15 protein-coding genes are annotated in these 13,698 nt (G+C 53.1%); 7 read left to right on the plus strand and 8 right to left on the minus strand.

The genetic code is table 11. The annotated features are described in order from the left end of the window. Positions 1-33: 33 nt before the first annotated feature. Positions 34-807: a zinc transporter ZupT gene (gene zupT / locus OGY06_RS02385; protein WP_003024600.1), complete on the minus strand. Its 774-nt coding sequence runs from the start codon at positions 805-807 to the stop codon at positions 34-36. Between the two features lie 147 nt (positions 808-954). On the opposite strand from zupT, the gene ygiD reads away from it, so the two are divergent. Then, positions 955-1,743: a 4,5-DOPA-extradiol-dioxygenase gene (gene ygiD / locus OGY06_RS02390; RefSeq protein WP_126317407.1), complete on the plus strand. Its 789-nt coding sequence runs from the start codon at positions 955-957 to the stop codon at positions 1,741-1,743. Positions 1,744-1,828: 85 nt separating this feature from the next. Here the strand turns inward: ygiD and OGY06_RS02395 are convergent, their stop codons facing one another. The 3 genes from OGY06_RS02395 to tolC form a co-directional block, all read right to left on the minus strand. Next, positions 1,829-2,989, minus strand: a complete 1,161-nt coding sequence (locus OGY06_RS02395) for a glutathionylspermidine synthase family protein (RefSeq protein ID WP_003828411.1) — start codon at positions 2,987-2,989, stop codon at positions 1,829-1,831. A 5-nt stretch (positions 2,990-2,994) separates the two neighbouring features. Next, positions 2,995-3,672 (minus strand): DUF1190 family protein, encoded by a 678-nt coding sequence (locus tag OGY06_RS02400; protein ID WP_286604603.1) that lies wholly within the window; start codon positions 3,670-3,672, stop codon positions 2,995-2,997. 147 nt (positions 3,673-3,819) lie between these two features. Beyond that, on the minus strand, positions 3,820-5,304 hold the full coding sequence (gene tolC / locus OGY06_RS02405; protein WP_003828407.1) for an outer membrane channel protein TolC: 1,485 nt from the start codon (positions 5,302-5,304) through the stop codon (positions 3,820-3,822). A 205-nt stretch (positions 5,305-5,509) separates the two neighbouring features. Here tolC and nudF point away from each other — a divergent pair, with 205 nt between their 5' ends. Genes nudF through parE form a run of 5 tightly spaced genes read left to right on the plus strand, consistent with a single transcriptional unit; the run spans position 5,510 to position 9,915 of the window. Beyond that, on the plus strand, positions 5,510-6,142 hold the full coding sequence (gene nudF, locus OGY06_RS02410) for an ADP-ribose diphosphatase (protein WP_048225550.1): 633 nt from the start codon (positions 5,510-5,512) through the stop codon (positions 6,140-6,142). After that, the gene (locus OGY06_RS02415) at positions 6,139-6,561 is read left to right on the plus strand and encodes a DUF1249 family protein (protein WP_003024582.1); all 423 of its coding nucleotides are present in this window, start codon (positions 6,139-6,141) and stop codon (positions 6,559-6,561) included. The genes nudF and OGY06_RS02415 overlap by 4 nt, the downstream gene beginning before the upstream one ends. A gap of 24 nt (positions 6,562-6,585) precedes the next feature. Beyond that, entirely contained in the window at positions 6,586-7,413 is an 828-nt protein-coding gene (gene cpdA / locus OGY06_RS02420; RefSeq protein WP_008785825.1) for a 3',5'-cyclic-AMP phosphodiesterase, read from the plus strand. Further along, positions 7,413-7,994 carry an esterase YqiA gene (yqiA, locus tag OGY06_RS02425; RefSeq protein ID WP_003024575.1) on the plus strand — a complete coding sequence of 194 codons (582 nt, stop codon included), beginning with the start codon at positions 7,413-7,415 and terminating at the stop codon, positions 7,992-7,994. Before cpdA ends, yqiA begins: the two co-directional genes overlap by 1 nt. Positions 7,995-8,022: 28 nt before the next feature. Then, positions 8,023-9,915, plus strand: coding sequence for a DNA topoisomerase IV subunit B (gene parE / locus OGY06_RS02430; protein WP_003024571.1), 1,893 nt, complete (start codon positions 8,023-8,025; stop codon positions 9,913-9,915). A 106-nt stretch (positions 9,916-10,021) separates the two neighbouring features. Here the strand turns inward: parE and OGY06_RS02435 are convergent, their stop codons facing one another. The 4 genes from OGY06_RS02435 to qseB form a co-directional block, all read right to left on the minus strand. Next, the gene (locus OGY06_RS02435; protein WP_003024557.1) at positions 10,022-10,336 is read right to left on the minus strand and encodes a putative quinol monooxygenase; all 315 of its coding nucleotides are present in this window, start codon (positions 10,334-10,336) and stop codon (positions 10,022-10,024) included. Positions 10,337-10,366: 30 nt separating this feature from the next. Beyond that, positions 10,367-10,948: an NAD(P)H-dependent oxidoreductase gene (locus OGY06_RS02440; RefSeq protein ID WP_003828397.1), complete on the minus strand. Its 582-nt coding sequence runs from the start codon at positions 10,946-10,948 to the stop codon at positions 10,367-10,369. 109 nt (positions 10,949-11,057) lie between these two features. Then, positions 11,058-12,407, minus strand: coding sequence for a quorum sensing histidine kinase QseC (gene qseC, locus OGY06_RS02445; RefSeq protein ID WP_286604605.1), 1,350 nt, complete (start codon positions 12,405-12,407; stop codon positions 11,058-11,060). Further along, positions 12,404-13,063: a quorum sensing response regulator transcription factor QseB gene (gene qseB, locus OGY06_RS02450; RefSeq protein WP_003828394.1), complete on the minus strand. Its 660-nt coding sequence runs from the start codon at positions 13,061-13,063 to the stop codon at positions 12,404-12,406. The genes qseC and qseB overlap by 4 nt, the downstream gene beginning before the upstream one ends. 150 nt (positions 13,064-13,213) lie before the next feature. Between qseB and OGY06_RS02455 the strand changes: the two genes are divergently transcribed. Beyond that, positions 13,214-13,612, plus strand: coding sequence for a YgiW/YdeI family stress tolerance OB fold protein (locus OGY06_RS02455; protein WP_003024544.1), 399 nt, complete (start codon positions 13,214-13,216; stop codon positions 13,610-13,612). Positions 13,613-13,698 lie beyond the last annotated feature (86 nt).

Consider the following 13,698-nt stretch of genomic DNA (forward strand, 5'->3'; position numbering starts at 1 on the left):
TGTAAATTTGCAGAGTGGCATCCGCCCTCTGGATTATCCGATTCCCATCGACTGGAGGATGACGAGGCTTAACCCCATCACCGACATTCCACATAACACCCCATAGCTGGGATTATTATTGGGATCGATCTCTTTTGCCAACGGCATCAATTCATCGACGGACAGCGCCACCATAATACCTGCGACAGCCGCCATTATTGCCGCCATTACCACCGGTGATATAAGGCTACCGAGAATTAACCACGCCAGTACGCCGCCCAGTATTTCTGCCATACCTGAAATCCCTGCCCAGAATATCGCCGTACGTTTGGAGCCTGTGGCGGCATAGACGGGACCCGCCACCGCTAATCCTTCAGGAATATTGTGTAATGCAACGGCGAGGGCAATACCAAAGCCCAGCTCAAGGTTGCTACTGGCGGTAACAAACGTCGCAATCCCTTCAGGAAAGTTGTGCAGGCTGATGCCGAGCGTTAATAAAATCGCGGTGCGTTTAATAGAGCCGGGTAGAGGCTGCGTTGTTTTTTGTACCAGATCCTGAGGGTGCGCGTGCGGCAATAGACGGTCCAGACCAAAGTAGCCCAGTAAGCCGACGATAAACATTCCGTAGCCCAGCACTGGCGACATACCTTCAGCGGCCAGCGCAGCAGGTAGCATCTCCATAAGGGAGATCAGTAGCATAATCCCGGCGGCGAAGCCTAAAGAAAAGGCGAGAACGCGGTTAGACGGTTTTTGCCCTAACACGCCGAGAAATGCGCCGATAAACGTGGCGGCACCTGCCAGTAAAGTCAGAAGTAAAGGTACTGACATCGACAAATAAAACTCCTTATCAATCTGCTGTCCGGGTTGGATCGTCAAAATAACTGATGATCTTCATCATGGTTATCTGAGTTCTTCATCAACCGAATAAGCGTATTGTGGTGGTATCAAAATGACTCCCTCAGTAAGGATATCATCATGTCTTCAACTCGTATGCCAGCATTGTTTTTGGGCCACGGTAGCCCGATGAATGTTCTGGAAGATAACGTTTATACCCGTGCCTGGCAGCAACTGGGGGAAACGTTGCCGCGTCCGAAAGCCATTGTGGTGGTCTCGGCGCACTGGTTCACCCGTGGAACGGGTGTGACTGCGATGGAAGCCCCCAAAACGATCCACGATTTTGGCGGTTTTCCGCAAGCATTATATGACACCCATTACCCGGCTCCTGGTTCGCCTGAACTGGCACAGCATCTGGTTAACTTGCTTGCTCCAGTGCCTGTTACCCTGGACAAAGAAGCGTGGGGTTTTGACCACGGTTCCTGGGGCGTGCTGATCAAGATGTACCCGAATGCGGATATTCCGATGGTGCAACTGAGCATTGATAGCACCAAACCCGCGGCATGGCATTTTGAGATGGGCCGTAAGCTGGCGGCGCTGCGTGATGAGGGCATTATGCTGGTGGCCAGTGGTAACGTGGTGCATAACCTGCGCACTGCGCGCTGGCACGGTGAGAACACGCCTTATCCGTGGGCGACTTCATTCAATGATTATGTTAAGGCAAACCTGACATGGCAGGGACCGGTTGAGCAGCACCCATTGGTGAACTATCTCGATCATGAAGGTGGATCGTTATCAAACCCGACGCCGGATCACTATCTGCCGCTGCTGTATGTACTCGGGGCATGGGACGGTAAAGAGTCTGTCACGATCCCGGTAGATGGTATTGAGATGGGAAGTTTAAGTATGTTGTCGGTGCAGGTTGGATGATGAATGCCCGATGGCACTGCGCTTATCGGGCAATAAGTTCATGCTGAAGGCCGGGTAAGGCGGAGCCGCCACCCGGCACTCTCAATTATTCGACAAAAATATGCGGATAGAAACGTGACAGATCCTGTGTGATCAACGCGCGGTCTTCACGAATGCCGATCCCGGCTGGTTGATCGTTGATCAGCCAGCTGCCAATCAGCATATAGCTGTCGCCAAACTTCGGTAGCTGATGGAACTGCTGCACGATCATACCTTCTTCACCGTACGGCCCTTCCACTGCTTCGATCGTTTTACCGTTCTCAACAATGGAGACGTTAGCCCCCTCGCGTGAGAAGATCGGTTTGACGACGAATTTATCCATCTGCGGATGATCGTCTTCGGCGAAGTACGCTGGCAGCAGGTTCGGATGGTCCGGGAACATTTCCCATAACAGCGGCAACAGTGCTTTATTGGAGATAATGCTCTTCCAGGCCGGTTCCAGCCAGCGAACGCCAGCATCTTCCAGCTTGGTGGAGAACATTTCACGCAGCATGAATTCCCATGGATAGAGCTTGAACAGGTTAGCGATTACCTGATCCTGCATGTCGGTGAACTGACCTTTTTCACCAAGACCAATATCTTCTACATAGAGGAATTCTGTAGCGATCTCAGCTTCGGCCGCGCAATCCTGTAGATACTGGATCGTACCGCGATCTTCCACCGTATCACGACAGCAGGTCAGATGAAGCAGTTGAAAACCATACTGCTCACGCAGCTCGGTGAAACGCTCGATCAGTTTTTCCTGCAGACTGTTGAACTGATCGCTGCCTTCCGGCAGGTTGCCCGCATTGAGCTGATCTTCCAGCCAGATCCACTGGAAAAACGCGGCTTCGTACAGCGAGGTTGGCGTATCGGCGTTGTTTTCTAAAAGCTTGGGTTCACCCGTGCCGTCCCATGCCAGATCGAGACGTGAATAGAGCGACGGTTGCTGCGTCTGCCAGGACTGGCGGACAAAGCCCCAGGTATGCTTCGGAATGCGAAACTTGGTCATCAACTCATCGCTGGCGATGACCTTTTCCACCACCTTGAGGCACATTTGATGCAGCTCTGCGGTGACCTCTTCCAGCTTTTCGACCTGAGCAAGGGTGAGCTTATAGTACGCGTCTTCACACCAGTACGGCTCGCCGTACATCGTGTGAAAATTGAAACCGTATTCGGTGGCTTTGTCGCGCCAGTCCGGGCGCTCAACAATACTGACTCTTTCCATGACGATCAGCCACCCATTGAACGTGCGGTGGTGCCGCTTGCGCTACGCTGCATGGTGCTCTGTTTGGCCACAGACTCACCAAATCCGCCGCGGGTTACGGTAGAGGTGGTGGCAGGTTTCGGTGCCATAGCGGTTTTCGGTACGGTCATGGTGCGACCCGGCGTTGCTGCACCGTAGTTTTTACCGCTGGCATCCGTGTATTTGCCGTAAGCCGGGCTGGCTGGGTTTTTCGAGCTGAACAGCGGTTGCTGAGCGCCCATTCCGCCGCCCATCAGTCGGCCCATCATGTAGCCCGCCATCAGCGGCATCCAGAAGCTGCCGCTGCTTTGATTCTGCGCCTGAGCCTGGCCTTCACCGGTCGGCGCCATACCTGCTTGCGCAGGAGCCTGCTGGCACTGGCCTTCGCCGAATTCAGCGATACAGTCTTCACGAGTGGCGTATTTTGGCGCGGTACGTTCAGCTTCTTTCAGCGCATTGTTAAACGCAGTAGTACATTCGGCGCTTTTACCCGGGTTAGCTGCAGAGCAGTCGTCAGCGTTCTGATAAAGCGAAACCGTTTCGTCGCTCTTTTCACAGCCCGCGAGCATAAACACAGCGGTAACTGCCAGGGCGACAGGAGTCAGATGGCGCGCGCTCCAGCTTTTGCGGAACGAGGCGTGATGTATAGATTTTGTCCGTTTCATTTATGTCTTCCAGTACCCAGTGGTAACTCTGCTCAGAATAGAGGATGACTGGTCGAAATTGAAGCGGGAAGAGGCGAGAATGCGGAAGAAGAGGCGGATCTTTACGTTGTCTTACGTTCAGACGGGGCCGAAGCCCCGTCATCAGCATCAGTTACGGAACGGGTTGTTGCCGTTGCTGCTGGTTGAACGCGCGGCCGTTGGCTGAGCTGCAGGCGTCGCGCTGTTGGACGTATAACCGTCCGCCGCGGCATCTTGCTGCGCGTTTTCCGGCGCGATCGTATCCGGAGTCGTGGATACGGGTTTACCCAGCGTATTGTTCAGTGCTACCAGATCCTGCTCGTTCAGCGTACCGAGCGCAGATTTGACGTTTAACTGGTTAATAAGATAGGTATAACGCGCATTCGCCAGTTGCTGCTTGGCGTTGTACAGCGTGGTGGTGGCATCCAACACATCCACGATGGTACGTGTACCTACGGAATAGCCGGCTTCCATCGCATCCAAAGAGCTTTGGGCCGAGACAACCGCTTGTTTGTACGCGTTAATGCTACTGATGGAAGCATTAATGTTGTTGAACGAAGAACGCACGGTCTGCACCACGCTGCGGTGCGCGCTTTCCAGCTGTTCGCTCGCGCCAACAAAGTTGTACTGCGCTTGTTTCACCTGCGAGTTAACCATTCCGCCCTGATACAGCGGCAGCGAGAAGCTCAGACCAATTTTGTTCTGGCCCATGTTGCTGTCGTCGTACTGATTACCCGTCGCGCCACCGTGGGTTTTTGACCCGCTGTAGGAGGTGTCAGATACCCCGGTAGAGGCGGTCAGGTCCAGAGTCGGTAAATGACCATCCTGCGCCAGACGAATCTGCTCACGTGCCAGATCCTGGCTCAAACGGGCCTGCAATAATGACAGGTTGCGGTTTTCTGCTTCTTTCAGCAGCGCGTTCACCGCCTGCGGTTTGTTGGTTTTAAAACCATCAACGTTCAGTGAAGCCAGTTCCGGGTAGTAGTTACCGGTTACCTGGCGCAGCTGTTCTACCGCGTTATCCAGATTGTTACGCGCGGTAACTTCGTTCGCCAGTACAGTATCGTATTGTGAACGGGCGTTCTGTACGTCAGTGATGGCAACCAGGCCAACGTTAAAACGCTGAGTGGTCTGATCTAACTGACGATAGACCGCATCTTTCTGTGCCTGGGTATAAGAAAGCACGTCAATTGCGTTCAATACGTTAAAATAGGCTGTGGCGGTATTCAGGATCAGCGTTTGCTGATCGGTCTGATAGGTCACGTCCTGGATGCCCGCTGATTTTTCTTGCAGCGTCAGGGCACGCCATTTAGACATGTCAAAAATAGACTGAGTTAACTGCAAAGATGCGCTGGTTGCATTGGAGTTGACGCCATTTGCATCACGGTAGCCATTGCTGTAGGTGTAATCGGCACCTAAACCCAGTTGCGGCAGCAATGGACTACGCGCTTCGTTAATTTTTTCGAATGCAGCATCGCGATCGGCGGCGGATTTACGCAATTCCGGGTTGCTCAGGCGTGCTTGCTGATAAACCTGCATCAGGTTTTCTGCCTGGCTCAAAGTACTGAACCCCGACAGGCTCAGGCCGATAAGGATGGGGAGCAATTTCTTCATTTGCATTCCTTGTTGTGAAGCAGTATTTAGCGCTGATCAAATTGTAAAAATATTTGCTGATTCTAGCAGAATCCGCCACTTCAAAAAGTTGGCGTTACGTGCCATACGGCGTTAATTTGCATCAATTTAACACAAGGGCGTTCAAACATCAGTCAAACGACCTTGAAATTCACATTTTAATCACTATTGGTTTCAGGACAGCACAATGCGTAAACCAGACAACTTGCCAATGACTTTCACTAAAAATGATGTAGAAATTATTGCACGAGAAACGCTATACCGCGGTTTTTTTTCACTGGATCTTTATCGGTTTCGCCACCGCCTGTTTAACGGGGGGATGAGCGGTGAGGTAACGCGCGAAATTTTTGAGCGCGGACACGCGGCTGTCTTGCTACCCTTTGACCCTGAGCGGGATGAAGTTGTGCTGGTCGAGCAGATTCGTATTGCGGCATTTGATACCAGCGAAAGCCCGTGGCTACTGGAAATGGTAGCCGGAATGATCGAAGAGGGCGAAACCGTTGAAGATGTAGCCCGTCGTGAAGCAATGGAAGAGGCCGGGCTGGAAGTTAAAAGGACGAAACCCGTTCTGAGCTATCTGGCAAGCCCGGGTGGCACCAGTGAGCGTCTGTCTATTTTAGTCGGCGAAGTGGACGCCACGACCGCGAGCGGAATACACGGTCTGGCTGATGAAAACGAAGATATTCGTGTTCATGTGGTAAGCCGGGAACAGGCTTACCAATGGGTAGAAGAGGGGAAAATCGACAACGCAGCGTCTGTCATCGCCTTGCAATGGTTACAGCTGCACTATCAAGAGTTAAAAACTGAGTGGAAAAAATGAAGCGTTACACACCTGACTTCCCTGAAATGATGCGTCTGTGCGAAACCAACTATTCGCAATTGCGCCGCCTGCTGCCACGTAATGATGCAGCCGGTGAAACAGTGAGCTATCAGGTAGCAAACGCACAATATCGGTTAACGATCGTTGAATCGACCCGATACACTACGCTTGTCGCGATCGAACAAACGGCACCGGCCGTCACATACTGGAGCCTGCCGTCATTGACTGTGCGCCTGTATCATGACGCCAGGGTGGCTGAAGTGTGTTCAAGTCAGCAGATCTTTCGCTTCAAAGCGCGGTATGATTATCCAAATAAAAAGTTGCATCAACGCGACGAAAAGCATCAAATTAATCAGTTTCTGGCCGACTGGTTACGGTACTGTTTAGCACATGGAGCGATGGCGATTCCGGTTTATTAGCGTCGTGAAACCTAAGGACACCATTTGGAAAGCCTGTTAACCCTTCCTTTGGCTGGTGAGGCCAGAGTCAGGATCTTACAAATTACAGACACTCACCTGTTTGCCGAAAAGCATGAAACGCTGCTGGGTGTGAACACCTGGGACAGCTATCAATCCGTACTGGATGCAATACATGCAGAGTCGCCTGAGTACGATCTGATCGTCGCGACGGGTGATTTGGCGCAGGATCAATCCGCTGCGGCTTATCAGCATTTTGCTGAGGGCATCGCAAGTTTTCGTGCGCCTTGCGTTTGGCTACCGGGCAATCACGATTTTCAGCCGGCAATGTACAGCGCGCTGCAGGATGCGGGCATTTCCCCGGCCAAACGCGTTTTCATTGGCGAACAGTGGCAAATATTGTTGCTGGACAGCCAGGTGTTCGGCGTTCCCCACGGTGAGTTAAGTGAATTCCAGCTCGAATGGCTGGAGCGTAAACTTGCTGATGCGCCAGAGCGTAATACCTTGTTGCTTCTGCATCATCATCCTCTGCCTGCAGGCTGCAGCTGGCTCGATCAGCACAGTCTGCGTAATGCCGCTGAGCTGGATAACGTGCTGGTGAATTATCCTCGCGCCAGGTATCTATTGTGCGGGCATATTCATCAGGAACTGGATCTGGACTGGAACGGTCGCCGTCTGCTGGCGACGCCGTCGACCTGCGTGCAGTTTAAACCGCACTGTTCCAACTTCACATTGGATACCATCAGCCCAGGCTGGCGGACGCTGGAGCTTTTTGCCGACGGAACATTGCAGACTCAGGTACGTCGTCTGCAGGGTAATCGGTTCCACCCTGATACCGCTTCAGAAGGCTACTGATGTCTACGCTTCTCTATCTTCACGGATTTAATAGCTCTCCTCGTTCGGCGAAGGCGTGTTTACTGAAAAACTGGCTGGCGGAGCACCACCCGCACGTTGAGATGATCGTGCCGCAGCTACCTCCGTATCCAGCGCAGGCCGCAGAGATGCTGGAATCGATCATTCTTGAACATGGCGGAGAGTCGCTGGGGATTGTCGGTTCCTCTTTAGGCGGTTATTACGCCACCTGGCTGTCGCAATGTTTTATGCTGCCGGCAGTGGTGGTGAACCCTGCCGTACGGCCTTATGAACTGCTGGTCGACTATCTCGGTCAAAACGAGAACCCCTACACGGGGCAGCAATATGTGCTAGAGTCACGCCATATTTACGATCTTAAAGTCATGCAGATTGACCCGCTGGAAGCGCCGGATTTGATCTGGCTGCTCCAACAAACGGGCGATGAAGTGTTGGACTACCGCCAGGCGGTGGCGTATTACGCCTCCTGCCGTCAGACAGTTATTGAGGGCGGAAACCACGCATTCACGGGCTTCGAAGATTATTTCAACCCGATTGTCGATTTCCTTGGACTGCACAGTTTCTGACGATCAATTCGAATTGCTTATTTAAACCATGACGCAAACTTATAACGCTGATGCCATTGAGGTACTCACTGGGCTTGAGCCGGTACGCCGTCGCCCTGGGATGTACACCGATACGACCCGTCCGAACCATCTTGGACAGGAAGTGATTGATAACAGTGTGGATGAAGCACTGGCGGGTCACGCAAAACGCGTGGACGTGATCTTACATGCCGACCAGTCACTGGAAGTCATTGATGACGGACGCGGCATGCCGGTAGATATTCACCCTGAAGAAGGCGTTCCGGCGGTTGAGCTGATCCTCTGTCGTCTGCACGCGGGCGGCAAGTTCTCTAACAAGAACTACCAGTTCTCCGGCGGTCTGCACGGTGTGGGTATCTCCGTCGTCAACGCCCTGTCCAAACGTGTGGAAGTGAACGTGCGCCGCGACGGGCAGGTATACAACATCGCGTTTGAGAATGGCGATAAAGTGCAGGATTTACAGGTAGTCGGTACCTGCGGCAAACGCAATACTGGGACCAGCGTGCACTTCTGGCCGGATGAAAGCTTCTTTGACAGCCCGCGTTTTTCTGTTTCGCGCTTAACGCACGTACTGAAAGCAAAAGCGGTACTGTGCCCAGGCGTTGAGATCACTTTTAAGGATGAGGTCAACAACAGCGAGCAGCGCTGGTGCTACCAGGATGGTTTAAATGACTATCTGAGCGAAGCGGTGAATGGCCTACCGACGCTGCCGGAAAAACCGTTTATCGGTAATTTCAGCGGTGAGACGGAGACGGTGGACTGGGCGCTGCTCTGGCTGCCGGAAGGCGGCGAGCTGCTGACCGAAAGCTATGTGAACCTGATCCCAACCATGCAGGGCGGTACGCACGTTAACGGTCTGCGTCAGGGACTGCTGGATGCGATGCGCGAGTTCTGTGAATACCGTAACATCCTGCCGCGTGGCGTGAAGCTGTCGGCGGAAGATATCTGGGATCGCTGTGCTTATGTATTGTCGGTAAAAATGCAGGATCCGCAGTTTGCCGGACAAACCAAAGAGCGCCTCTCTTCGCGTCAGTGTGCGGCATTCGTCTCTGGCGTGGTGAAAGATGCATTCAGTTTGTGGCTGAACCAGAATGTGCAGTCAGCCGAACTGCTGGCTGAGATGGCGATTTCCAGCGCGCAGCGTCGTCTGCGTGCGGCGAAAAAAGTAGTGCGTAAAAAGCTGACCAGCGGTCCGGCGCTGCCGGGTAAACTGGCGGACTGTACCGCACAGGATCTTAATCGCACCGAACTGTTCCTTGTCGAAGGTGACTCGGCGGGCGGATCGGCCAAGCAGGCGCGCGATCGTGAATATCAGGCGATCATGCCGCTGAAAGGTAAGATCCTCAATACATGGGAAGTCTCTTCCGATGAAGTGCTGGCTTCGCAGGAGGTTCACGATATTTCCGTGGCGATCGGCATCGATCCGGACAGCGACGATCTGAGCCAATTGCGCTACGGCAAGATCTGTATCCTGGCGGATGCGGACTCCGATGGCCTGCACATCGCCACGCTGCTGTGCGCGCTGTTTGTGAAACACTTCCGCACGCTGGTGAAACACGGTCACGTCTACGTGGCGCTGCCGCCGTTATACCGTATCGACCTTGGTAAAGAGGTGTATTACGCGCTGACGGAAGAAGAGAAAGCGGGCGTACTGGAGCAGTTAAAGCGCAAGAAAGGCAAGCCGAACGTGCAGCGCTTTAAAGGTCTGGGTGAAATGAACCCGATGCAGCTTCGTGAAACTACGCTGGATCCGAACACCCGTCGCCTGGTGCAGCTCATTATCGATGATGAAGACGATCAGCGTACCAACGCAATGATGGATATGCTGCTGGCCAAAAAGCGTTCTGAAGATCGTCGAAACTGGTTGCAAGAGAAAGGCGACCTGGCGGATCTCGAAGGGTAATTGCATGTAGAAAAGCCGGAGACGGGCGTAAAATGCCTTATCCGGCTCTCATCTGACGAAGCGATTTATGCCGGATAGCTAAGCGTCACCCGGCAAATCGACAATCTTAAATGCCCGACTCCAGAATACGAATATTCATGTCCAGCACGTCACCTTTCACGGCTTCGCTGTAGGCTTTCATATGCGGGGTCTGCAAATGCGCCTCAAGATGCGCAATGCTTTCCCACTGCTCAACCATCACGATTGAATCTGGCGCTGTGGTCTGAAAACTGACACCTGCGGCATGATCCACCATCGGCGCATAGCCGTGGCAGCCTTCTTCTTTCAGTACGGTCGGAACGATTTTAGCAAACTGATCCAGTACCGCCTGGCGGTGATGTTGACCTGGACGTGTACGGATTTCTGCAATAACGGTAAGCATGGTTAACTCCTTCTAATTCCAGGTTACCAGTTAACCAAAAATTTCGGTCAGATGCTTGCGATATTCTGCGATATAACGCGGGACGTCCGGCATTTTAATCACGTCATTGGTGATAAAGGTCGGCAGCGCTTCCATTCCCAGGAACTGGTTTGCTTTATGGAACGGGAGATAGACGCCATCAACGCCAACGCCATGGAAAAACTGGTCTTTTTCAGTGAAGGCTTCCATCGGTGCGTTCCAGGTCAGGGACAGCATGTATTTTTTGCCCTGAATCAGCCCGCCGGAGCCGTATTTTTTAGAGGCATCTGAACGTGTGCGGCCGTCGCTGGCGTACAGCGTACCGTGACCTTCGGTAAACACGTCATCGATGTATTTTTTCACGGTCCACGGTGCGCCCATCCACCAGCCAGGCATCTGCCAGATAACCGCATCGGCCCAGACGAAATTCTGCACTTCTGCTTTTACGTCATAATCGCTGTCTGCGCGTACGACTTTAACATCATGCCCGAGGTCGCGCAGGATACCGTCCGCGACCTCGGTCAGGGTGTCATTCAGTTGACCATTAGAATGGCCGAATTTTTTCGCCCCGTTGATAATTAGAATGTTGCTCATTTTGTGTCCTCAAGGAAATACGTTTGAGGACGATTTTACTCCCACCAGCGGTGCGGTGAAATTAGCAAAATGTGCAAAGTCTTTTGCTATGTGAGCAACAATAACGCAATTACCAACTGACTTTTGCTTCAAAGCCACCTTCCGGGGCATTGCCAAACGAGGCTGACATTCCATGCAGTGTTGCGATACGGCGGACAATCGACAGGCCGAGGCCGCTGCCGGTCACGCTTTGTCCCGGTGGACGATAAAAGCGTTCACCGATGTGTGTAAGTACCTCCGGCGCAACGCCAGGACCATTATCTTTGACGCTGAAGTTACGGGCGTTGAGCGTCACTTCCACAATGCTCCCCTGCGGACTGTAGCGAATGGCATTATCCAGCAGATTTCGTACCATCAGGCTCAGCAACAGCGGCTGTCCTGTGCGCGTGATATTGTGTGCGTTAATCTGCAAACGTACGTCAATATGCGCCTGCAGGGCCGGGTGGTAGATATCCATCACCGCGGATTGCAGTAGCTCCTCCAGCGAGATTTCTGCCACATCCTGAAGATTATCGAGGGAGTCGAGGCGCGAAAGCGTCAGGAGCTGATCGACCAGTCGGGTGGCGCGTTCAATTCCCGCCTGCAGCTGCACCAGCGCTTTTTCCCGCGTTTGCGGGTCGTCGTCTGACAGTTGCACCACTTCGGTTTGCACCTTCAGCGCGGTCAACGGACTGCGTAGCTCGTGAGCAGCGTCAGAGGTAAAGCGTCGTTCGCGGACCATCATAGAGTGGATACGGGTAAACAGCTGATTAAGCGATTCAACCAGCGGGCGCACTTCGCTTGGCACACCTTTCGGGTCGAGCGGTTCTTCTGACTCCGGGGCGCGCCAGCGCAGAGCTTGCGCCAGTTTTTTTAGCGGCCTGAGTTCGCGACTCAGCATGACCACCAGGATCAGCAACATCAGCGGCAGCGCAACCAGCCACGGGGTTAACTGTGCGGTAAGGATCGACAGCGCCATATCCTCCCGGTATTCCCACTCCTGGCCCACCACAATGCGATATTTTCCATCAGCGGAATTCAGCCACAGGAAGCGCCAGGAATCGTTGTCGCCCCTGAGTTGGCCGTCGCTAAACCCCTCCCGGCTGTAGCTGTAGGGAATATCCTGGCCATTGTCGCCATCGTGTAGCACCATTTTGCCGTCGGTGGAGTAGATGGCAAACGCCAGTGCGTCGTCATCAATATGGCCATGTTTCAGTTTTTTTGGCGTGCGGGCCATCGTGCTTGAGGTGGTGACATCGCTGATATCCAGCGTGCTAAGCCGCTTGGCGAACAGCATCAGCTGCGTATCAAACAGTTCATCGACATTATCGGTAGTCTGCCTCCAGGCCACAAAACTGGATACGGCCCAGGTCGCTGATGCCAGAATCAGAAAAATAAGCGTTAGCCTGACTCGCAGGCTGAGGCGTTGTGTGAGTTTCATGCGTCACCCAGGGTATAGCCAATGCCATGTACGGTACGGATAAAGTCGCTGCCGAGCTTACGGCGTAAGTGATGGACATGGACCTCAACCGCATTGCTGGAGACATTTTCGTCCCAGGTATACAGTTTTTCTTCAATCAGTTTGCGGGGCAGGACGCGACCTTTGTTGCGCATCAGCAGTTCCAGCAGCGCGAACTCTTTAGGTTTGAGTGACAAAGGTTCACCCGCCGCCGTGGCGACCAGCGCGCCGGGATCGAGCGTTACCTGGCCATGGCACAATGTGTTGCTGGCCTGGCCGCTGGCACGACGTACCAGTGCCTCCAGTCTGGCGGCAACTTCGATCAGCGCAAAGGGTTTGCACAGATAGTCATCTGCGCCCAGGCGCAGGCCTTCAACGCGTTCTGCCAGCGCGTCGCGAGCGGTCAGAATCAGCACAGGCTCCTGCTTTCCGTTGGCTCGCCATTCGCGCAAAATGTCCCGTCCGTCTATGCCCGGCAGTGTCAGGTCGAGGATTACCGCATCATAAGGTGCGCTGTAGAGTGCTTCTTTCCCTTGGCGACCTTCGGTAAACCAGTCGATGCTGAAACCCATTTTACTCAGACCTGTTTTCAGGCCATCGCCAATCAACGTGTCATCTTCGATCAGTAAAATACGCATATGTTCATCCCTGCGATAACTCATTTGCAGTCAGTAAACCTGTGGCTACAGTCTCTGTACAGCAAAAAAAGTATCTTTTTTTGCCTTAAGAACTTGTTAAGGATTAACTTATTTAATAGTCGTAAACCAACATGAAAGGGAGACATGACGATGAAAAAATTAGCTGCAATGGTTGCCGTAATGGCACTGTGTTCCGCACCTGTTCTGGCAGCTCAGCAGGGCGGCTTCTCTGGGCCAACGACAACCACCACGCAGAGCCAAAACGGCGGATTTGTCGGCCCGAACGGTAGCAGCACGACGGTAGAAAGCGCCAAATCACTGCGTGATGACACCTGGGTTACCCTGCGTGGGAACATCGTTGAGCGTATTTCCGACGACCTGTACGTGTTTAAAGATGCGACCGGCACGGTGAATGTGGATATCGACCACAAGCGCTGGAACGGCGTAACCGTCACACCGCAGGATGTGGTTGAAATCCAGGGTGAAGTGGATAAAGACTGGAACTCCGTTGAAATCGACGTGAAACAGATTACCAAAGTTGCTAAGTAATCCCCATCAGGGCCGCATTCGCGGCCCTTTTCTTTGTGACTCAACACGCCAGATAGGGTAGTATCTGCGGCAATATTGCCCTTCAA

It is taken from the genome of Citrobacter sp. Cpo147 (genome assembly GCF_030332405.1).
In the GTDB taxonomy this organism is placed as follows: domain Bacteria; phylum Pseudomonadota; class Gammaproteobacteria; order Enterobacterales; family Enterobacteriaceae; genus Citrobacter; species Citrobacter portucalensis.